We start from the raw sequence: 22,508 nt of genomic DNA, 5'->3' as shown, positions 1-22,508 counted from the left end.
TGGTTTATTCTATGCAGTTATAAATCTCGCTGCTGAGCGTTAGATCAAACAATGGGCGGCATTGCCGGAAATAGATTGATGCAAGAGCTATATAATCCCTCAGAAATTGAAGCCTTAGTGCAAAAGCACTGGCACGAACATAAAACATTTGAAGTTACTGAAGATGAAAGCAAAGAGAAGTTTTATTGTCTTTCAATGTTTCCTTATCCTTCAGGTCGTCTTCACATGGGTCACGTCCGCAACTACACAATAGGCGATGTAGTAGCACGATATCAACGTTTACAAGGTAAAAATGTTTTGCAACCGATTGGTTGGGACTCATTTGGTCTGCCTGCAGAAAATGCCGCGATCAATAACAAGACCTCTCCAGCGCCTTGGACATATGAAAACATCGACTACATGAAGAACCAACTTAAGTTATTAGGATTTGGTTATGATTGGAGTCGTGAAATCGCCACCTGTACCCCTGAATACTATCGTTGGGAACAATGGTTTTTCACTAAGTTGTATGAAAAAGGCTTAGTGTACAAAAAAACCTCATCAGTTAACTGGTGTCCAAATGATGAAACTGTGCTGGCAAATGAGCAGGTACAAGATGGTTGTTGCTGGCGCTGTGATACTCCAGTTATTCAAAAAGAAATTCCGCAGTGGTTTATTAAAATCACCGATTACGCTGAAGAATTACTTAACGATATCGACACCTTAGATGGCTGGCCTGAACAGGTTAAGTCTATGCAACGTAACTGGATTGGCCGTAGCGAAGGCATAGAAATGACGTTTGCCGTTGCTGATAGCCAGGCTACGTTTGATATCTATACCACTCGTCCGGATACGTTAATGGGCGTCACCTATGTTGCAATTGCAGCAGGTCATCCATTAGCAATACAAGCTGCTGAAAATAATCCACAACTGGCTGAATTTTTAGAAGAGTGCAAAAACGCCGATACCACTGAAGCAGCAATGGCTTCAATGGAGAAAAAAGGTGTGGCTACTGGCTTACAAGCGATTCATCCAATTAGTGGCAAATTGGTGCCTATTTGGGTGGCTAACTTTGTATTAATGAATTACGGCACTGGTGCTGTGATGTCTGTTCCCGCTCATGATCAGCGCGATTATGAATTTGCCCTTAAATACAAGCTTGCTATCGAAGCGGTGATCAAGCCTGTTGAAGGCGAATTGGACATCAGCAAAGAAGCCTATAGTGACAAAGGCGTGGTATTTAACTCAGGTGATGCTTTCCCTGAACTTGACGGTTTAGACTTCCAAGCAGCCTTTGAAGCCATTGATGCTAGATTAACCGCAGAAGGTAAAGGTAAACGCCAAGTCAATTACCGTTTACGTGACTGGGGTGTTTCTCGTCAACGTTATTGGGGCGCACCAATCCCAATGGTTACCCTAGCTGATGGAACTGTTGTGCCAACGCCTGCAGATCAACTGCCAGTTATTTTGCCAGAAGACGTGGTAATGGACGGTATCCAAAGCCCAATTAAAGCCGATAAGGCTTGGGCCGAAACCACAGTTAACGGTCAGCCAGCAATGCGCGAAACCGATACCTTTGATACCTTTATGGAATCATCTTGGTACTACGCTCGTTACTGTAGCCCGCATGCTGATGAAATGTTAGATCCTGCCAAAGCAAACTACTGGTTACCAGTAGATCAGTACATTGGTGGTATCGAACACGCTTGTATGCATTTGTTGTATTTCCGCTTCTTCCATAAGTTGTTGCGTGATGCAGGCTTAGTCAACAGCGATGAACCGGCAAAGCAACTACTGACTCAAGGCATGGTATTAGCCGATGCTTACTACTACATCAACGAAAAAGGTGCCCGTGTTTGGGTATCTCCTTTGGAAGTGACTGTAGAAGAAAAAGACGACAAAGGCCGTATTCTTAAGGCGGTAGATAATCAAGGTCATGAACTGGTTTACACCGGCATGAGCAAAATGTCTAAGTCGAAGAACAACGGTATTGACCCGCAAGTGATGGTCGAAAAATACGGCGCTGACACAGTCCGTTTATTCATGATGTTTGCCTCGCCACCTGAATTAACCCTCGAATGGCAAGAGTCTGGCGTTGAAGGAGCACATCGCTTCATTAAACGTTTCTGGAAATTAGCCAACGATCATGTTGCAGCGGGTAAAACAGAAGCGTTAGATACCAGCAAATTAAATGCTGATCAAAAAGCGTTACGCCGTGAATTACATAAGACGATTGCTAAAGTCAGTGATGACATTGCCCGTCGTCAAATGTTTAACACTGCAGTGGCCTCTGTAATGGAACTGATGAACCATTTACTGAAAGCATCACAAGAAACAGCTCAAGACCGCGCCTTGCTCGCTGAAGCCTTGTCTGCTGTTACTCGTTTGCTTTACCCTATCGTGCCTCACATCACCTTTACCTTATGGAACGAATTAGGTCACCAAGGCAACATTGAAGACAGCCGCTGGCCAGAAGTGGATGAGTCTGCATTAGTTGAAGACAGTAAACTGATTGTGGTGCAAGTTAACGGTAAAGTGCGTGCAAAAATCACTGTAGCCGCCGATGCATCAAAAGAAGATGTTGAAGCCTTAGGCATGAATGATGAATATGTCCAAAAGCACACTGAAGGATTAACCGTTCGTAAAGTGATCTACGTGCCAGGTAAACTACTCAGTATTGTCGCTAACTAAACTGATCTCATTGAGATAAAGTAATCTCAATCTGATTATAGTGATAAGACTGCAGTGTTATAACTTACCGCGGATGAAACCGCGGTAAGTTATTTATTTTAACCATGTAATAACAAGGATGCCTACCTTCACTATGCTAGCCAAAAAAATCTGTTTAGCCATAATGACATTGGTGTTACTGACCAGTGCAGGATGCGGCTTCAAACTCCAACGCAGTTATTCCATCCCTGCTGAATTAGCTGAATTACATTTAACCAGTAGCGATGAATACAGTGAGTTAACTCGCTTAGTGCGTGATAGGTTGCGCATCAACCGCATCAGCCTTGTCGATGCTGCACAAGAAACACCTACACTTCGATTAATCAATGACTCACTCGAACGCGCCACATTATCACTTTATCCCACTGGGAATGTCGCCGAATATGAGCTGATCTATTTAGTGCATTATTCAGTCACCTTACCGGGACAAGATCCACAAGACTTTGATACTGAAATCCGCCGTGACTATCAAGACGACCCACGAACTGCATTAGCAAAAAGTCGGGAAATGGAGTTATTAGTTAAAGAAATGCGAGTACAAGCAGCCGATTATATCATTCAGACTTTGGCGTCAATCGGAGCTGAGTAATGCGGGTTTATCCGGATCAACTCAAGCAACACCTCTCGCCCCTACCACAATGCTTTTTACTGTTTGGCGATGACCCATGGTTAATCGAAAACAGTAAACAGCACATTCTGAGTGCGGCTAAAAAACAGGGCTTTGAAGAACGCGTTCAACTCAGTCAAGAAACCGGCTTTAATTGGGGCGATCTAGTCCAAGAATGGCAAGCAATGAGTTTATTTGCTAGCCGACGGATTGTTGAATTAACCCTGCCACAGGGTAAACCCGGTATTGAGGGCGCTGCGGCATTTCAGACGCTGTTACAACATCCTAATCCAGATATGCTCCTGATTGTTCAAGGCCCTAAAGCCAGTGCTGAACAAACCAATAGTAAATGGTTTAAATCACTCGATGCCAAAGGCATCTATTTACCTTGCGCCACCCCTGAAGGTAAACAGTTTGAACGCTGGTTAGACAGCCGTATTACTCATTATCAGCTGACTGTCCACCATGATGCTAAAGCGATGTTGTTTACTTTATTTGAAGGTAATTTACTGGCTGGTGAGCAAGCAATGCAATTGTTACAACTGCTCAGCCCTAAGCAAAATATTACTCCAGAGCAACTGAGTGAATATTTTGAAGATCAATCTCGTTTTAGTGTGTTTCAACTCTGTGATGCCATATTAGGCAATCACCAAAAACATGCGCAACACATGTTGGCACAGTTGCAGGCAGAAGGCACAGCTATGCCTATTTTAATGTGGGCTTTATTTAAAGAGATTAACCTACTACTCACGTTAAAGCTGGCGCTGCATAATGGTGAGCAACTGAGTAAGTTATGGGGCCAACACCGCATTTGGGATAAACGTAAACCACTTTATCAAGCTGCAATAACGCGATTAGATTTGGATCACATTGAGCACATGCTCGCGTTTGCCTCTCAATTAGAACTAAATCTCAAACAAAAAGGCCATGAAGATTGGATCGGTCTAAGCCATTTATGCATTTTATTCGACCCACGGGCACATAAGCGTTTAGCCCATATTGAACTCACTGACTGAGACCAAAACTAAGGACTGCGAATGCGTATTGGTATATTGGGGGGCACATTCGACCCCATCCATCTAGGGCATATCAATCCTGCACTAGAAGTAAAACAGCAACTTAATTTAGATCAGATTTGGTTAATGCCCAATCACATCCCACCACACAAAAAGACCACAGTGGTTAGCAGCCATCATCGACTTGAAATGGTGAAATTAGTTTGTCTGCAGTATCCAGAATTTGAACTATGTGATATTGAAATTAAGCGTGACACGCCCTCTTACAGTGTCACTACGCTATCATTGCTCACTGAACTGTATCCTGATGAAGAATTCTTTTTCATTATGGGAATGGACTCATTTGTTCAACTGCCATTATGGTACCAATGGCAATCCTTGTTTAATCTATGCCATATCGCACTCTGTCAACGCCCCGGGTGGACAATTGATACCCACAGTGAAATGACCAAAGAGTTATTATTTAGACAAGCCAATACCAACTACCTCACATCAAATTCCCATAGCAAACATGGAAGAATATTTTGCATCAACAGCCAGTTAGTCGATATATCCTCAACTGAAGTTCGTCAGCGATTAGCTCAAAATATTGATATCAGCACAGTGTTACCGCAAACGACAATCGATTATATCCGCCAACATCAGCTCTATATTTAGCACCGCTAAGCCCTACAGCGATGAGCTCATGAGCAGGATTATTAATCCGCTCAGTATCGGGCGCTAAATTAATTCTATCGTTGTTTACGCCTGCTTAATTGCGCATTAACAGTGAATTTGAGTATAATACTCCGTTAATTTTTACTTATGAGGTACTTCGCGTGCAAGGCACCGAACTAAAAGATTTCGTTATCGACAAAGTCGATGATTTAAAAGCAAAAAATATTACTGTTATCGATGTTTCTAAGCGGTCAACTATTACCGACACCATGATCATTTGTACTGGTACGTCGAAAACACACGTTCGTTCTATTGGTGAGCACGTGATCGTGTCAGCAAAAGACGCAGGCGTACAACCTCTTGGGGTTGAAGGTCGTGACAGCAGCGAATGGGTTTTAGTTGATTTAGGCTCTGTTATTTTGCACGTGATGCAAGAACAAACTCGTGATTATTACGAGCTTGAAAAACTGTGGTCTGAACATAACGTCTAATGAAGTTACAGCTTATTGCCGTTGGCACCAAAATGCCCGATTGGGTAACCCGAGGCTTCGAAGAATACCAACGCCGTTTCCCTAGAGATATGGCCTTGGAACTCATCGAAATCCCAGCAGGGAAGCGCGGAAAAAATGCCGATATCGCCCGAATTTTAAATAAGGAAGGCGAACTAATGCTAGCGGCAGTAGCCAAAGGTAACCACATTGTCAGCTTAGATTTACCCGGCAAAAATTGGACAACACCAGAGCTTGCCGAGCAAATGACAAAGTGGCAACTCGATGGTAGAGACGTCAGTTTGTTGATTGGTGGCCCAGAAGGACTTTCACCTGCTTGTAAAGAGGCGGCCAACCAAAGCTGGTGTTTATCTGCACTAACCCTACCTCATCCTTTGGTTAGGGTTATCGTAGCAGAAAGCCTATACCGAGCTTGGAGCGTCAATAACAACCATCCGTATCATAGAGAATAAATTCAGTCGCATGAATAACTTAGTTTACAGATAATGATTATCATGCAGCTCTATTTTTCATTTTTATCAGCTGATACTGTGGCCTTTAATAATCTAACCTTTAATTTGGTCACGACGGGGATAGCATAAGTGCCGCCAAAAAAGCGCATTACCATGCATGATCACGCCGCAGAAGCCGCGCTATTTAAGCGCCGGGCATTCTTCACTTTTCTTTGCGTATTTATATTACTCTGCATATTATTTTCCAATCTTTATCACCTTCAAGTTGTCTCCTATAAAGATTATGAAACTCGGTCAAATGATAACCGTATTCGGGTCGTTCCAACGCCACCAAGTAGAGGACTTATTTATGACCGTAATGGCGTACTATTAGCCGAAAACCAACCTTATTACTCTCTAGAACTCATCCCAGAAAAAGTCGATGATATGACAGCGACGTTAGATGAGCTTAATAGCTTCATTGAACTTTCAGAAGATGATCGCGAAAGTATCACTGAAAACCTAAAGTTTCATCGTCGCTTTAAACCGTTAACCATCAAAAGTAAGTTAACAGACGAAGAAGTCGCTATTTTTAGTGTCAATCAATATAAATTTCCCGGTATTTACGTTGAAGCGGGCCTTAAGCGTCATTACCCTTACAATGCATTATTGACCCATGTACTTGGCTATGTTGGCAAAATTAATACCCGAGATAAAGCATTACTTGAAAAAGGTAGTCAGTGGAAAAACTATGCTGCAACCAAAGATATTGGTAAGCAAGGTATTGAAAAATTTTATGAAAGTTTGCTTCATGGCACTCCTGGTCACCTCGAAGAAGAAGTGAATAATCGTGGCAGAGTGATCCGTACACTCAAAGTTACACCGCCGACACCGGGACAAGATATCTATCTCACACTCGATCTCAAACTACAGCAAAAAGCCATGGAACTGTTAGATGGCCGAAAAGGCTCTGTTGTCGCAATAGATCCCAGAGATGGCGGTGTTTTAGCGATGATCTCCAGCCCATCATATGATCCTAATCCATTTGTTCATGGCATTACCTCTAAAGCCTATAATGACCTGTTAAATGATAAATCGCGGCCATTAATTAACCGTGCAACCCAAGGGCAATACTCTCCAGCATCAACGATCAAGCCACATGTGGCATTACTTGGTTTAGAAGAAAAAATCATTAGTGAACGCACGCGTATTTGGGATCCTGGCTATTGGCAAATGCCCGGAGTCGATCGTAAATGGGGCGATTGGAAGAAATGGGGCCACGGCTGGGTAGATATCTACCATGCCATTGTCGAGTCATGTGATATTTTCTTTTACGACCTTGTCTACAAAGTTGGCATTGATAAAATGGCTATCTTTATGGATCGCTTTGGCTTTGGTAGAAGCACTGGCATTGATATTTTTGAAGAATCTGATGGTGTTATGCCCTCTAGAGACTGGAAAAGAATGCGTTATAATCAGCCTTGGTATAACGGCGATACCATTTCGGTTGGTATTGGCCAAGGCTATTGGACAACTACCCCTTTACAGCTTGCTAATGCGGTCACCATTATGGCTAATAAAGGTAAGCGATTTACACCTCATCTATTAAAATCCTTTAAAAATAGTACCGTTAAAATTGATTCTCCCATTGATGAGCAAATACCAATAGAGCTTAAAGATCCAAATAATTGGGACATCATTAATGAGGCTATGCGCCAAACTGCGGATAAATCGCACTTTACGGATGCAAGTTATACCGCGGCGATGAAAACAGGTACGGCACAGGTATTTAGTGTTGGCAAAGATCAAAAGTATAATGCCGACACAGTAGCGGATCACTTACGCGATAATGCATTAGTGGTTGCTTATGCACCTTATGAAAATCCTCGTATTGTTTTGGCTGTGGTACTTGAAAATGCGGGATGGGGTGGAAAAAATGCCGGACCGGTCGCAAGAGCATTACTCGATGAATATATGTTACGCGACGAATGGGCGGTAAAACCATGAATAATCATCCGTATCAAAAATCGTTTTGGCAGAGCATCCACATAGATCTGCCATTGCTCATTGGCTTATTAATACTAATGGGGTTCGGGCTTTTTATTATTTACTCCGCCAGTGGTGAAGATCCTGCCATGATGGAGCGTCAACTAGTGCGGATGACGCTATCCCTAGGCGTGATGTTTTGTTTTGCACAAATCAACCCTGAAATACTCAGACGCTGGGCATTCCCTATTTATATTGCCGGAATAATATTGCTGTTGGGCGTAGAGTTATTTGGCACCATTAATAAAGGCGCACAGCGTTGGTTAAATCTCGGTTTCATGGAGTTTCAGCCATCGGAATTGATTAAACTGGCCTTCCCGATCACCATGGCTTGGTACATCAGTAAGTTCCCATTACCGCCCAAAAAACGCTACTTAGCTGGCGGGGTGATTATTTTACTGATCCCAACACTATTAATCGCCAAACAACCTGACTTAGGCACCTCTATTTTAGTGGCAGCATCAGGGGTCTTCGTCCTGTTTTTGTCGGGTATGAGCTGGTTAATTGTAGGCGGGTTTATCGCCGCTATTCTGATCTTTTTACCTGTGTTGTGGTTCTTCTTGATGCACGATTATCAGCGTACTCGAGTATTAACCTTATTTAATCCTGAACAAGATCCTTTAGGCGCGGGTTATCATATCATCCAATCTAAAATTGCCATTGGCTCTGGTGGGATCTGGGGGAAAGGTTGGCTTGATGGCACTCAATCACAATTAGAGTTTTTACCTGAGCGACATACTGACTTCATCTTTGCCGTGATAGGCGAAGAGTTTGGACTTATTGGCAGCTTAGTATTACTTGCTATGTATTTATTTGTGATTGGCAGAGGTTTAGTTATTGCTTCACGAGCACAGACTAGCTTCGCACGCTTGTTGGCCGGAAGTATTACCTTAACATTCTTCGTTTACGTGTTTGTTAACATTGGTATGGTATCAGGTATTTTACCTGTGGTTGGCGTACCTTTACCACTGATAAGTTATGGTGGAACCTCCATGCTAACCTTAATGACGGGCTTCGGTATTTTAATGAGCATTCACACCCACAGACGATTTGTCGACCGATAGGATCAACTTTAACTATGATAAAAATAACCGCTCAAATCGCCAGCTTTACACTACTTTGCAGCATTATGTTCAACCTCAACGCGGCAACAGAAAATGATCCTCAAGCATTGCAAAATGCATTTGTGAAACAACAGGTCGAAAAAGGCGCCAGTAAAGCAGATGTAGAACATTTCCTATCGACGTCCACCTTCGACCAGAGCATCATAGATGCCATGACTAAACCTTGGGAAGCCAAACCTTGGCACCAATATTATCCTATTTTTCTTACCGACAAGCGCCTTGAAAAAGGTTTAGCATTCTGGCAAGAAAACCAGGTGGTTATTAGCCAAGCTGCTGAAAAATTTAACGTTGACCCGCAAATTATTGTTGCCATTATCGGTATCGAAACCTTTTATGGCGGCTATATGGGTAACTATCGTGTACAAGATGCACTCTATACTTTAGGTTTTTATTATCCACCAAGAGCTACATTTTTTCGCAGTGAATACGCAAATTTAATGGCACTAATCAAAGAAGAAAAGCTTGATAACAGCACCTTAAAAGGTTCATATGCTGGCGCTATGGGTTATGGTCAATTTATCCCTTCAAGTTATCGCCATTATGCTGTCGACTTTGACGGTGACGGTCGCCGAGATTTATTAACCAGTAAAGCCGATGCCATTGGCAGTGTAGCGAACTATTTTCATCAACACGGTTGGCAAAAAGGCCAACCTGTGGCGCTATTGCTCAATCACACCTCAAGCACAGCTCCCAAGGCTAATGTTTGGACTAAAGAAAAACTGCACTACAAGGTAGCGGATATTCTTAGCCCAACATTAAGTTTAGCCGATAACCAAGATTTGGATGCTTCTCAAAAAGCCCTATTAATCAAATTAGATCAACCTGATAAAGCAGAGTATTGGCTAGGACTGAAAAACTTTTATGTCATTACCCGATATAACAGAAGCCCACTTTATGCCATGGCGGTATATCAATTCAGCCAACAACTTAATGCACATTACAAATCGGTAAATCAACATGGACTTTAATTGCCGTTTCATCCTGCTAATGATACTAAGTAGTCTATTACTGTTAGGCTGCTCATCAAATGAGGCAGGGAAAAACACTTCAGGTAAAAAAAGCCGTTATCAAATGGCTAATGACCGTTATCCAGATGACGCACCTGACGTTAGCTTGGTGAAAAATGCCCAGCCTAAATACGAACCTTACAGCAGACAAGGCAATCGAAACTACACTGTATTAGGTAAAAGCTATCAAGTGCTCGACAGTGGTAAGGGCTTTAAAGAACAAGGTAATGCCTCATGGTATGGTTCAAAGTTTCATGGCCATTTAACGTCAAATGGTGAAACCTATGATATGTATACCATGTCTGCAGCACATAAAAACTTGCCCTTACCGAGTTATGTTAAAGTGACTAACTTAGAGAATAATAAGCAAATTATTGTCCGTGTTAACGATCGTGGACCATTTCATCATGGTCGAGTGATTGATCTTTCTTATGCGGCCGCTTATCACTTAGGTATGCTGGCCAGAGGAACGGCAAAGGTGGCCATCGAAACCGTTTACATTCCGTCACCAGAAGAGCGAGTTATCAGCGATTTAAAAGATAACGATAATCATTTTATTCAAGTTGCCGCCTCACAAGATAAACTTCGCATCAATATGTTGGCTAAACAGTTAGAAACTAAATATGCCGTGACATCTCGGGTAACATCCGTTAATGGTATGCATAAATTACAGTTAGGACCCATACAGCAAATTCATCTAACGAATAAGTTGCTCGATCGTGTCCAAGCTGATGGCTATCCACAAAGCTTTATCGTACCGTAAACCACAATAACGGCACTAAATGACAACATTAAGGTTCATTTACATTGGATGAATGAACCTTAATGCGAAATGACTGCCTACTAATGTATAATCTATCATTATACCAATCGATCTTTGTCTTTTCTTCGACTAACTAGAGACGTGCTAACTTCATGATGACATCCAAAACCGCTCAATTATCAACTATGCTTTTTGCATCAGTTGTCTGTTTTTCTTCACTTGCTGCAACGCCACAACCAGATGTACGTCCAATGCCAAATCGTGCACCTATGGTGACGCCAGACGCACCAAGTGTTGCGGCTAAAGCCTATGTACTAATGGATTATAATTCTGGCAGAGTTATAGCTGAAGAAAATGCCTACGAAAGTTTAAACCCAGCCAGCTTGACTAAGATGATGACCAGTTATGTGATTGGTCAGGAAATTAAAGCTGGCAATGTATCATTAGATGACGATGTTGCTATTACCAAAAATGCTTGGGCAAAGAACTTCCCTGATTCATCTAAAATGTTTATTGAAGTGGGTAAAACGGTCAAAGTTCACGACTTAAATCGCGGCATCATCATTCAATCAGGCAATGATGCCTGTGTGGCAATGGCTGAACACATTGCTGGAACAGAAGGCGCATTCGTTGATTTAATGAATTCATGGGCCAAACAGTTAGGAATGAAAGACAGCTACTTTGAAAACTCTCATGGTTTAGATGCTCAAGATCATAAATCAACCGCTTATGATATGGCTCTTTTAGGGGCAGCATTAATCCGTGACGTGCCTGATGAATACAAAGTGTATTCTGAGAAGTCTTTTACCTATAACGGAATCAAACAATATAACCGTAACGGCTTATTATGGGATAAAAGCTTAAATGTTGATGGTATCAAAACAGGTCATACATCTGGAGCAGGCTACAACTTAGTGGCCTCTGGTACAAGTGATGGTATGCGTCTTATCAGCGTAGTCATGGGCACATCAAGTGAATCTGCGCGTAAAGCTGAAAGTAAGAAACTACTTAATTATGGTTTCCGTTTCTTTGAAACCATTACCCCTTACAAAGCTGGCGATACTTTCGTCACTCAACAAATTTGGTACGGCGATAGAGAAACCGTTGATCTTGGTGTGATGACAGATACCCCAATCACCATTAGCCGTGGTCAAGCAAAAGATTTACAAGCGAACTTTGAATTAACCAAACCATTAACAGCACCGCTTGCCAAAGGTGAAACTGTAGGCCGTGTCTTTTTCCAACTTGACGGAAAAGATATTGCTCAGTTCCCACTGGTGACGCTAAATGAAGTCCAAGAAGGCAGCTGGGTTAGCAAATTAATGGATTACTTCAAACAAATGTTCGCAAGCTGGTTCGAGTAATGAAACTAATTTATACACTCTATTAATAGATCTATAAGTGAATCAGCTAATTAAAGCCGCCTAATCAGCGGCTTTAATTTTTCAGATCTATCAGGCTTGAATCGGGTATAATCACCACCATATAAGTAATACCAAACAGAATTGAGTAAGCTAAATGTTAAATACAACCTTTGACCAAGTAATGGAATTTCCTAATTCGTGCCCTTTCAAAGTGATCGGGGATGCGGATGATACCTTAGCCGATCGTGTCGTTGCCGTTGCACAACAACTGGCACCGGGAGATTACGTTCCGAGTGTGAAAGCATCGAGTAAAGGCAGTTACTATTCAGTCACTATCCGTATTACGGTTACTAGCAAAGAACATATTGAAAAAGCGTACATTGATCTTGCCGCAATTGAAGGCGTAAAACGTGTACTGTAAGATCCAAATGAGTCTTCTTTAACAATAAACTTGCGTATGATACTCAACTATTAATCCATTGATCTGATGGACACACACCTTTATCTGGGGGAGACGTTGCCCTTGCAAGCACAAACACTGCACATTCGCCACCTTGGCATGCAAGACTATGAATCGACATGGCATGCAATGCAGGAATATACTGACACTCGTGATAGCGATAGCCATGATGAACTGTGGATTGTTGAGCATCAGCCGGTATTTACTCAGGGCCAGGCAGGTAAAAGTGAGCATATACTCAACCCAGGTAACATTCCGGTCATTCAAGTAGACCGTGGTGGTCAAGTGACTTATCACGGACCGGGTCAATTAGTGGTTTATCCACTTATCGATATAAAACGTAATAAACTCGGTGTGCGTCAGCTAGTGAATAATATAGAGCAGAGCATTGTCGATATGCTTGCTCAGTACCATATCAATGCTTACGCAAAAGCTGACGCTCCAGGTGTTTATGTCACAGAACGAAAAGTAGCCTCTTTAGGATTACGCATTCGTAAAGGCTGCTCTTTTCACGGCTTAGCACTTAATGTCGACATGGATTTAGCCCCATTCCAGCGCATCAACCCTTGCGGATATGCCGGTTTAGAAATGGTGCAATGTAAAGCATTGGGTGGTCCACAAACAGTGCTTGAAGCTGGTGATAAATTAATCCAAACCTTTAGCCAAATTATGGGCTACCAACAACTTGTACATCATCAAGGATTAGCAGAATAATGAATAGGCCTGAAAGATTACAACCAGGTGTCAAATTACGTGATGCCGATAAAGTCGCTCGAATTCCTGTAAAAGTAGTGCCATCAGAGCGCGAAACGATGCTGCGTAAGCCTGATTGGTTGCGGGTAAAATTACCTGCATCAAATCAACGTATTCTCGATATCAAAGCGGCATTACGTAAAAATGGATTACATTCAGTGTGTGAAGAAGCGTCTTGCCCAAACTTGGCAGAATGCTTTAACCACGGCACCGCTACCTTTATGATTTTGGGTGCGATTTGTACTCGTCGTTGTCCATTCTGCGACGTCGCCCATGGTCGCCCACTCAAAGCTGATGCCGATGAGCCTAAAAAACTAGCTCAAACGATCAAAGACATGAAGTTAAAATATGTGGTAATCACTTCTGTTGACCGTGATGATTTACGTGATGGCGGTGCCCAGCATTTTGCTGACTGTATTCGCGAAATTCGTTTATTAAACCCTGAAATCAAGATTGAAACTCTTGTTCCTGATTTCCGTGGTCGCATCGATGCGGCGTTAGATATTTTAGCGACAGAGCCTCCTGATGTATTTAATCACAATCTTGAGACGGCTCCAGCTCATTACCGCAAAGCACGTCCAGGTGCTAACTATCAGTGGTCACTAGATCTACTAAAACGCTTTAAAGAGCGTCATCCAACGATTCCGACTAAGTCTGGATTAATGATGGGTCTAGGTGAAACTAACGAAGAAATAGCCGAAGTATTGCGCGACTTGCGTGCCCACAAGGTTGAAATGCTGACTTTGGGCCAATACTTACAGCCTTCTAAGTTCCACTTACCAGTTGAACGTTATGTACCGCCAGCAGAGTTTGACCAGCTTAAAGCCTTAGCCGATGAGTTAGGTTTTACCCATGCAGCCTGTGGCCCATTAGTGCGCTCAAGCTACCATGCCGATCTGCAAGCCCAAGGTAAAGAAGTTAAATAACCTTATCGCTTAGATACAGATAATCCTTATGTAGATACCAGGATTAACCATAAAAAAAACAGCGCTTAGGCGCTGTTTTTTATGGCTGTTGTTTATAACAATTGTTCGCATAGCTATCGTTTTACGACATGGTTGCTAATACACAGCTTATTCTTGGGTAATCGCTAAATCCATCAAGATCGCGTCTTCTTTACCGCCCTCTATTAGGTAATAACCTTTACGACGGCCCGATTCAATAAAGCCTGCCTTTTGATACAAGGTACGGGCTGCAAGATTGGATTCTCGCACTTCTAACATCAGCACTACAGCGCCAGACGCCTTAGCCGAAGCCATAACAGCATTCAATAATAACTTGCCGTAGCCTTTGCCCTGCTGGCTCGGTAATAGACAAATATCCAATAAGGTCACTTCATCGACTATCTGCTGCACTATCGCAAACCCCAAAAGGCCTTCGACTGAATCAGAATTGACAGCAGCATAAGTATTAGGAGCTAAGTCAGCACTCAGCTTTAAACCTAAAACCCGGTACAAGTGCCCGAAACAATCGGCAAGGTTCCCCGCGCTCATGGGATGGCTATGGGCCAAAGATTCAAGCTGCGCCATTTGAGGAACATCGATTGGTGCCAGCGCGACAAGCTCCACAGGCAAACCTAAAGTGAGTGGCGTGGTAAGCTGCGCTGAGGATAGGCTATCTACTAAAGAGGGGCTCAAAGCATATATTCCCAAAAATGTGTGATTAATCTGTTCACAAGCAAAGGTTTGTTAAAAACTGAGTTCAGTCTGATTGATGAGATTTGAGTTATGACTTGCCCCTAGCTTGGCCGCTGACTTGCTCGCGCCATTGGTAAATCTGCTGCCAAAGGGCGCTTTTAGCCTGCCAACCCACCAATAAATCAGCTAAAGGTTCTGATAGAAGCCATGCAGTGCGTGGTCTGACTTTATGACGACGTAAATCCCAAACAATCTGTTTACCCGTATGAGGCTCACAGTCAAAGTCACACTCTTCGCGTTTTACATCGATAAGCTTAAGCACGGCGTCGATAAGCGGCTCAGCTTCAGGTAACTCACCGTTTTCATCCCAAATCACTAAATAAGGTTTTACCTTAGTATCGCGCACTCGCCAAGTGGTCACATTCATGGCAGTTAAATAGGCTGATTTATTCATTAGGGTCAGTTTTATTCAATTAAATTATCGACTCACAATATGCCGCTAGAATAGCAGTTTTAGCACGTTATTGTTAGTGCAACACGGCTAAAGGAGATGGTATCAAGCCGATTATAGGATGGATAATTTCTGGAATATAACCTTTAAATACCAATCGACTTAACTCATTTCACATTGAATATCATAAGATTAGACTGAACACTCTAGCAAAATAACAGCAGGATAACGCCATGATTAACTTAGCTATCAAGCCAACAGAAGTGAAATCACCGCGAGTCTTAACCAAGCATTGACCGACAGCCTGTATCTTAAGACTCACAGTTTTCACAGGTAAATCGAGCCAATGATGAAACGACTGCGAAACTGCTTATCCAAGGTATTCAGCTAGATGAAAAAATGCCTGAATACAGCATAGCTTATTCATAAAATAATTGGCTAAATGGATTATTGTGCTAACCAAAACAAAAAGTCGCCAAACATGACTGCTTGGCGACTTTTGCCTTTAAAACAACATCACTCAGGTTTAGAAGCACTTAGGCTTAGAGGTACTTTATCCAAGCCTGAGTGCTATTTTTTTTATACTGGCTAAACCGTTTAACAGGATAATAGAGTCCGACGGCTAACAAAGCTGCAATCAACCAAACCCAGCCGATACTATTGACTCCATAAAATTCACCATGATTAGCACCAAAGGTGAATTTCGCTAAGGTATAAAGCAATAACAGCACGTACAAATGCAAGATATAAAAAAACATCGGTACTGAGCCAAACACAGACAACCAATGGCCGACTCGCGCTAAACTCCCATCAGCTTTCCCGTCTGATGCAAAGTGCCGCTCAAACGCGACTAAGCAGAAAAACATCCCGCCTAAGGTCACCAGTAAAAAGCTTAACGATGGCGGGTATTTGGTTAAGTTAACGACCGACATTAAGGTTTCACCAAAATTCGCCCCCGCCTGCCAAGGCAAGGTTTCACCATAAAGGTTAAACCCGCGTAGCACGGCAAAAAGTACCCAGCAGCTTATTCCTAACTTCAACAGTGTTTGCTGGCGCTGCGAGGCTTCAAGCTGGTTACCATTGGATTTTTGACTGAAAATTGGCCCAGCCACATAGCCCAGTAAAATCACCCCAATCCAAGGTAGCACGGGATAACTCACCTTAACCCTAAGCGCACCTTCGCTGATGAGATAGCCGCGATCGTGCAATATGGTCCACAGACTATAAGCCCACTCATTGGGTTGAAAGCCAATAGGCGTCAATAGATTATGGCCAAAAACAATCGCTAAACCTAAAACAGCCATCCAAGGTCTAGGCAGTTTTATCAGCGCAGCGAGCGCTAGCATACTCAGACCAATCACCCAAATCACTTGTAACCAGAGGGTGTAATAGCTGACCATCCAAGAGAGGTTAGAGAAGTTAATCACTAAAATTTCCAGCGCGATTAAAAACAGTCCGCGTTTAATCAAAAACATACGTGCTGAACGTGGCTCGCCATGGCTACGATTGGCATAAAGCCATGCAGAAACCCCGGTTAAGAACACAAAAACCGGCGCACAAAAATGGGCGGCAAAGCGACTCAAAAAAAGCCCCCAAGAGGTCGAACTCAAATCCATAGGATCGCTCACCTGCATATGAAAGAAAAACCGCTCCCGTGCATGATCGAGCAACATGATCAACATCACTGCACCGCGCATCATATCGATACTATTGATACGGCTTCGGCCAAGCGTTGGACTCGATGCTTGTTTCGCAATATTGGCTGACAACGAAGGATTCGAACTGATATTAGAATTCATAACTGACACTCACCTTAATGCTACGTGGCTCACCCGGTACAGCCCAAAGTGCTGAATAACTGTTGGCGATATAATGCTCATCCAGTACGTTATCCAAATTCACCCCAAGGTTTAGATTATCGCTCAGGTGCGTATTGATAAATAACCCAAGCAGCTGATAAGCAGGTAATTGAAAACTGGGATCGGCGGAATCGCCAAGGCGTGAGTCAATATAGCGCCAGCTCAAACCTAAGTGACCATCAATAGATAATCCGCTCAGATCCTGTTTCAGTAGCAAACTCGCCGTATGTTTTGGCACATTGACCAAAGGACTGCCTGCAGGAATTAGTTCGCCCCAGTCTGGATTCAAACTGTCATTTGCGGTACGTGTATTCAAATAAGCGTAGGATAATTTAGCCTGTAAAGAGTCCGTCAACTCGGCAGCGATATCAAGTTCAACGCCGCTACTTTTTGCCTCCCCTAAGGTGGCTGCAAAGCCAACATTGACAGGATCTGAGGTCAAAATATTGCTCTTTTGCGCATTGAACACCGCCAAGCTGCCATTCACCGCCAGATCATTTAGCCAAGTAAGATTAAACTTCATTCCTAGCTCAAGCGACTGACTCTCTTCAGCTTCGAAAGGCTTACCCGTGTAGTCGGTTCCAGAAAGCGGTAAAAAGCCTTCAGAATACGAGGAATAAAAACTTAATGCATCAGACCACAAATATACTAAACCCACTTTTGGGCTGACTCGACTTTCAGTTTGCTTAGATAACGTATCATTGACAACTTCACCGATATCTTGCTTATAACGGTCGAATCTCAGCCCTAAATGCAGCTTCCATTTCTCAGTTAAATCCATTTGATCTTGCAGATAAGTCCCCCATGCCTGTTGGGTTTCATTATCCTCATACAACAAACTGACCTCGGGTTGAGTCCCGCCATATTGGGGCTCAAAAATATCGATGGCATATTCCCTTTTTCGGCCTCGGTGGCGGTACAGTCCCGTCTTCAAATCATAATGATAGGCGTCAGCACCGATCAGTAAATTGTGGCGAATAAAACCGCTATCCACATGACCACTTAACTCTAGACGCAGCGAGTTATCCTCAGAGGCATAATCTCGGTATCTATGCTGCCGGGTGAGCGTGCGGCCATCATCAAATAGCGATTGTCTGCCCGCTGCTAACTCAGCATCAGAGGAAAAGCCCTTCAAGCTAGAATCGCGATAGTTATAGCCCGCGGTGAGTGACCAATCATCATTTAATTGATAGTCATAGGTCAGCTGGTGCCCAGTGGCATTGACCACAGTTGCGCCATCATTAGGTTCACCTAAATAACGTGAGCGTGGCACAGTATTGATATCGTTGTTGAGCACAATAATGCCGCGATCGAATAGCTGTTCCTGTTTGAGATATTCCATTTCATAGAGTAGCGAGGCTTTATCAGAAATCTGCCAACGCACAGACGGCGTGATGATTTTTTTATCGCTGAACACATAATCGCGAAAACTATCGTGTTCCTGCCACGCACCGTTAATCCGAAATGCCACATTGTCGGTCAAGCCGGAAGTCACATCCCCCTCTAATCGATATTGATCGAAACTTCCCGCAGATGCTTTTACATAACCACTGGTTTGATACTGAGGTTTCTTAGTCACAATATTGACTGTACCACCGGGTTCCGAGCGACCATAAAGCGCCGAACCAGGACCTTTTAAGATCTCGACATAGGCCACATTTGATAAATCCCTATGACCACTAAAACCTCGGCCACCATTAAAGCCATTAATTAAATAGCCCGATGGCATGTTTTCATTACCCGGAAAGCCGCGCAGGGAAAAGCTATCCCACAAACCGCCACCATTGTTTTGCCGCGCCACACTGGCGGAATAATCCAGCACATCTTGAAACCTTGTCAGTCCCGCATCTTTCATCAATTGCTCGTCTAACACACTTATCGCTTGCGGAAGTTCAGTTGCAGAAACATTGCCACGATAGGCTTGGCGATAGTGGATACTTAAACGCTCAATCTCAGTGCCAAGAGCTGTATCTTGAGCAGTGTCACTCACTTGACGGTCTTCTGCGGCCAGCAGCATTGAAATAGGATTGAGCACAAACAAGGCGCCCAGCAACAGCGCAGCGCGCTTGGGAATATAAAAAGAGGTCATTTTCACTCCGAAAATAAACAGCATCGACGTCTTAGCTAAGCCAAGACGCTCAAAGTTAATTAAGATATATCTAATAAAAAGTAACTTATGCTGTTATGGGCGGAGCACGACTATTGAAGAAACGACTAAAAGGTCGTTTAAAGGAAATGGCTTGGAACTCAACCGAGATATAACTCTGCTGAGCCAATTGAAAATGAAAGGGCGTACTGGTTATCGCATGTTGCAACTGATGCTGATGTAAGCACAGCGAACAATGAGACTTAGGATCTTCATTGGCATGGGCAATACTGTGAACAGCAATGGCCACAGACAAAAGCACCAACATGGCGGCAAGCCATATTGCTAGGGTGCGTCTTGTTTGCATCACACTATTCAAACCATACTTCCTCAACTCATTTGGCTGGCGATTGTATGTTAAACACAACTAAAGTTGCAAACCAATTTACCTAAGTCGCAGCTTAAATGTTACAAGCGGGATTTGACAGTTTGTTGAAGGAGTTTGTTGGAGGAAAATCACTCTAAGTACCTCATCACGGACATCATAGAGTCAGGTCGTTCCACCTTGTGAACGAGGATTCGAGCCTGACTCCACCATCAACAAGATAACGAGGACGTGTTTAAACTAAGGCTGCAACTGAGTCTCGCTCGACTAAGTTGGACAAAAAAAGGTGAGTATTACGGGACTCAGGCGTAGTATTTGACGCTAACTTAATCGCTAAATCTGTAGCATAATTGGCCATTTCCTCAATCGGGTAATGCATGGTCGTCAATCTTGGACGGCAAGCACGGGCAATCGATAAGTCATCAAAACCAATCACAGAGACATCTTCTGGCACCCGAATTCCCGCCGCAAATAATGCATGAATCGCGCCAATCGCCATTAAGTCATTATAAGCTAAGATGGCCGTGAATGGTGTGCCTCTTGCGAGTAAGGCTTGTACAGCGGCTTCGCCACCTTCCATATTCGCGGTAGACTCTTCAATGGCATCCAAGGGCAACTTCATATCCCGCAACAGCAGAGCTTGGCGTACCCCTAATATGCGTGACGCAGGATCGCGGTTTTGGTAAATACTGGTGATCACCGCAAAATCTTGATGGCCGCGGTCGAGTAAGTAGTTAGTCGCCTCTTGGGCACTGGTTACATTGTCGAGCCAAACGCAGCGATCGGCAATTTTAGGGATAAAACGGTTGATGATCACAAGCCCGGGGATTTGTTCAGTAAGGCCTATTAAAGTCGACTCATCCGAATATTCGCTGTGGAGAATAATAGCATCACAGTTTTGGTCACGCAGGGATTCGATCGCATCGATTTCAGACTGAGTCTCATAAAGCGAATTACGCATAATCAAGCCATAACCACGCTCACGAGCAGCACGTTCTGCGCCGCAGGCCAAACTACTAAAAAAAGACATAGATAAATTCGGCGTGACGATACCAATCGTATTAGTACTGCGTTTGACAAGCGCTTTGGCGTTCGAATTTGGGCGATAGTTAAGTTGCTCTATCACCTTCTGCACTCGTGTACGACACTGGGCGCCAACCTTGCCCTGGCCGTTAACAACCCGTGATACAGTTGCAATTGAGACACCCGCCACTCTCGCGACATCTTTTATGGTAGCCAATTTATCCCCTTTAACCGGAAATCGTACTATGAATGAATTAACCTATCGGCCTTGTATCGAGACAAGATCATTAGGGCACCAAGGGTAAAAATAAAACTGCCAAAAGACAATAATAAACGCATAGCAAACAAAGTACTATCCGTTTGATTGCCCGCGAAACTGGCATCAAAACCGACTAAATTGAGTAACTCACCAGACCCTAGCATTGCCAACACTAAACTCATGCTGATCACTGTATGGTGACGACTGACTAAATAAGGACTGATATCTTGACCTGTATCGCGCCCCAATTCAGTGAGCATATTGGGTATAATACAGGTCATCGCCGTCCAAATAGCGGCACCAATCACAGCATCAATCCACAAAGCCCAATAACCATATGGCGTATACACATACCATTTAAGTAAACAGCCAAAAACCGTAAATACGAGTACTCTTTGTAATGTTACCACAGCACCCCATTGTTTAACCCCATGGGCGAGTATGGGTAAATACAAGGCTCCCGCTATCGCATAGCCACTCGATAACGCACCTTTAAGCATTGAGCCTTCGGTCACGTCACCTGCAGACATAAAATATACCAGCAAGTAATAGTCAAAACTGATACAAATCCCCACAGCGCCAAACTGCAATGCCGAGATCCACAGTAATTGGTTAACCTGCCGGCGAGTATGCACGCTCAAGGTTGGCGCCATATCTGTTGCGATTTTCATCCGGCTATCGCCTAATCGCACTCGCTCAGGGGCGAATTGCCAAGCCACCAAAGTACATAAACTGCCGATTAAGCCTAAGCCCACCAGCCAGCCTATTATTCTCACACCACTAGTAGCATCAGTAAATAAAGTTAACTGAGTTAATGGGAATAACCAAAAGTACAACACCGCGGCAATCTTTTCAAACAAGGTAATACGACTAAATATCCCTTGCCCATCATCACTTACCAAGGCCAAACGAAAGGCCAATAGCTTCAAGGTGAGGATCAGTACTGTCATGGATAGGCTATAGCACAAACATAACATCACTAAGACAGCCCACTGCCAAGCCATAGGCCAATTTGCTGGAACCATCCACAATAGGCCAAATAACAAAGCGGTTACCCAACCACAGGTTAATATTATCCGCCGCTCGGTCCACAATTGTCGCTGCAACAGCGACATAATTCGTCCCGAAAGCATTGCACCACAAACGATAGGTAAACTCAGCAAAGCGCCTAAGAGTAAAGGGTCTAAGCCGCGCAGCATTTGATAATAGGGTAAGGCTAACGCCACAACCCCTTGCTGGGCGATAAACGCCGCAAAAAAGCCTGCACCAAGCACCCACTGAAGGTACTTTTTAGGAGCTAAATCTAGGCTTTGGCATACGGCATCACTCGCAGAATTATCTTGTTGCTGATGCCTGTAGCCC

21 protein-coding genes are annotated in these 22,508 nt (G+C 43.5%); 14 read left to right on the top strand and 7 right to left on the bottom strand.

Annotated features, from left to right (window positions below):
- Positions 1-78 precede the first annotated feature (78 nt).
- From leuS to lipA, 14 genes are all read left to right on the top strand, one after another.
- On the top strand, positions 79-2,670 hold the full coding sequence (gene leuS / locus H5114_RS05950; protein WP_182722449.1) for a leucine--tRNA ligase: 2,592 nt from the start codon (positions 79-81) through the stop codon (positions 2,668-2,670).
- Positions 2,671-2,803: 133 nt separating this feature from the next.
- Positions 2,804-3,298 carry an LPS assembly lipoprotein LptE gene (gene lptE / locus H5114_RS05945; RefSeq protein ID WP_124017809.1) on the top strand — a complete coding sequence of 165 codons (495 nt, stop codon included), beginning with the start codon at positions 2,804-2,806 and terminating at the stop codon, positions 3,296-3,298.
- Positions 3,298-4,332: a DNA polymerase III subunit delta gene (holA, locus tag H5114_RS05940; protein WP_182722448.1), complete on the top strand. Its 1,035-nt coding sequence runs from the start codon at positions 3,298-3,300 to the stop codon at positions 4,330-4,332. Before lptE ends, holA begins: the two co-directional genes overlap by 1 nt.
- Positions 4,333-4,353: 21 nt before the next feature.
- Positions 4,354-4,989: a nicotinate-nucleotide adenylyltransferase gene (gene nadD, locus H5114_RS05935; protein WP_182722447.1), complete on the top strand. Its 636-nt coding sequence runs from the start codon at positions 4,354-4,356 to the stop codon at positions 4,987-4,989.
- Between the two features lie 161 nt (positions 4,990-5,150).
- A complete protein-coding gene (gene rsfS, locus H5114_RS05930; protein ID WP_124017806.1) occupies positions 5,151-5,480 on the top strand; it encodes a ribosome silencing factor in 330 nt (109 codons plus the stop codon).
- Complete coding sequence (gene rlmH, locus H5114_RS05925) at positions 5,480-5,950, top strand: 23S rRNA (pseudouridine(1915)-N(3))-methyltransferase RlmH (protein ID WP_124017805.1); 471 nt, start codon at positions 5,480-5,482, stop codon at positions 5,948-5,950. The genes rsfS and rlmH overlap by 1 nt, the downstream gene beginning before the upstream one ends.
- Before the next feature lie 129 nt (positions 5,951-6,079).
- Entirely contained in the window at positions 6,080-7,936 is a 1,857-nt protein-coding gene (gene mrdA / locus H5114_RS05920; protein WP_124017804.1) for a penicillin-binding protein 2, read from the top strand.
- A complete protein-coding gene (rodA, locus tag H5114_RS05915; protein WP_124017803.1) occupies positions 7,933-9,039 on the top strand; it encodes a rod shape-determining protein RodA in 1,107 nt (368 codons plus the stop codon). The genes mrdA and rodA overlap by 4 nt, the downstream gene beginning before the upstream one ends.
- A 65-nt stretch (positions 9,040-9,104) precedes the next feature.
- Positions 9,105-10,067: a lytic murein transglycosylase B gene (mltB, locus tag H5114_RS05910; RefSeq protein ID WP_235781988.1), complete on the top strand. Its 963-nt coding sequence runs from the start codon at positions 9,105-9,107 to the stop codon at positions 10,065-10,067.
- Positions 10,057-10,869: a septal ring lytic transglycosylase RlpA family protein gene (locus H5114_RS05905; RefSeq protein WP_182698663.1), complete on the top strand. Its 813-nt coding sequence runs from the start codon at positions 10,057-10,059 to the stop codon at positions 10,867-10,869. The genes mltB and H5114_RS05905 overlap by 11 nt, the downstream gene beginning before the upstream one ends.
- A 251-nt stretch (positions 10,870-11,120) precedes the next feature.
- Positions 11,121-12,233 carry a serine hydrolase gene (locus H5114_RS05900; RefSeq protein ID WP_235781987.1) on the top strand — a complete coding sequence of 371 codons (1,113 nt, stop codon included), beginning with the start codon at positions 11,121-11,123 and terminating at the stop codon, positions 12,231-12,233.
- A gap of 154 nt (positions 12,234-12,387) precedes the next feature.
- Positions 12,388-12,654, top strand: coding sequence for a DUF493 family protein YbeD (ybeD, locus tag H5114_RS05895; RefSeq protein ID WP_011636177.1), 267 nt, complete (start codon positions 12,388-12,390; stop codon positions 12,652-12,654).
- Positions 12,655-12,756: 102 nt separating this feature from the next.
- Positions 12,757-13,407, top strand: coding sequence for a lipoyl(octanoyl) transferase LipB (gene lipB, locus H5114_RS05890; RefSeq protein WP_182722446.1), 651 nt, complete (start codon positions 12,757-12,759; stop codon positions 13,405-13,407).
- Positions 13,407-14,372: a lipoyl synthase gene (gene lipA / locus H5114_RS05885; protein ID WP_124017799.1), complete on the top strand. Its 966-nt coding sequence runs from the start codon at positions 13,407-13,409 to the stop codon at positions 14,370-14,372. Before lipB ends, lipA begins: the two co-directional genes overlap by 1 nt.
- Positions 14,373-14,519: 147 nt before the next feature.
- Here the strand turns inward: lipA and rimI are convergent, their stop codons facing one another.
- The 7 genes from rimI to H5114_RS05850 form a co-directional block, all read right to left on the bottom strand.
- Positions 14,520-14,975, bottom strand: a complete 456-nt coding sequence (gene rimI, locus H5114_RS05880) for a ribosomal protein S18-alanine N-acetyltransferase (RefSeq protein WP_404948344.1) — start codon at positions 14,973-14,975, stop codon at positions 14,520-14,522.
- A 196-nt stretch (positions 14,976-15,171) separates the two neighbouring features.
- Positions 15,172-15,537: a hypothetical protein gene (locus tag H5114_RS05875; protein ID WP_124017797.1), complete on the bottom strand. Its 366-nt coding sequence runs from the start codon at positions 15,535-15,537 to the stop codon at positions 15,172-15,174.
- Between the two features lie 539 nt (positions 15,538-16,076).
- A complete protein-coding gene (locus tag H5114_RS05870) occupies positions 16,077-17,333 on the bottom strand; it encodes a DUF1624 domain-containing protein (protein ID WP_182722444.1) in 1,257 nt (418 codons plus the stop codon).
- Positions 17,323-19,482 (bottom strand): TonB-dependent siderophore receptor, encoded by a 2,160-nt coding sequence (locus tag H5114_RS05865; protein ID WP_182722443.1) that lies wholly within the window; start codon positions 19,480-19,482, stop codon positions 17,323-17,325. The genes H5114_RS05870 and H5114_RS05865 overlap by 11 nt, the downstream gene beginning before the upstream one ends.
- Positions 19,483-19,567: 85 nt before the next feature.
- On the bottom strand, positions 19,568-19,858 hold the full coding sequence (locus H5114_RS05860) for a DUF2607 family protein (protein WP_124017794.1): 291 nt from the start codon (positions 19,856-19,858) through the stop codon (positions 19,568-19,570).
- 241 nt (positions 19,859-20,099) lie between these two features.
- Complete coding sequence (locus H5114_RS05855; RefSeq protein WP_182722442.1) at positions 20,100-21,104, bottom strand: LacI family DNA-binding transcriptional regulator; 1,005 nt, start codon at positions 21,102-21,104, stop codon at positions 20,100-20,102.
- A 26-nt stretch (positions 21,105-21,130) separates the two neighbouring features.
- Positions 21,131-22,420, bottom strand: a complete 1,290-nt coding sequence (locus H5114_RS05850) for an MFS transporter (protein WP_182722441.1) — start codon at positions 22,418-22,420, stop codon at positions 21,131-21,133.
- Between the last annotated feature and the right edge of the window lie 88 nt (positions 22,421-22,508).

Origin of the sequence: Shewanella sp. SR43-8 (assembly GCF_014163775.1) — a bacterium.
GTDB lineage: Bacteria > Pseudomonadota > Gammaproteobacteria > Enterobacterales > Shewanellaceae > Shewanella > Shewanella vesiculosa.
This window is presented reverse-complemented; position numbering and strand designations above follow the sequence as displayed.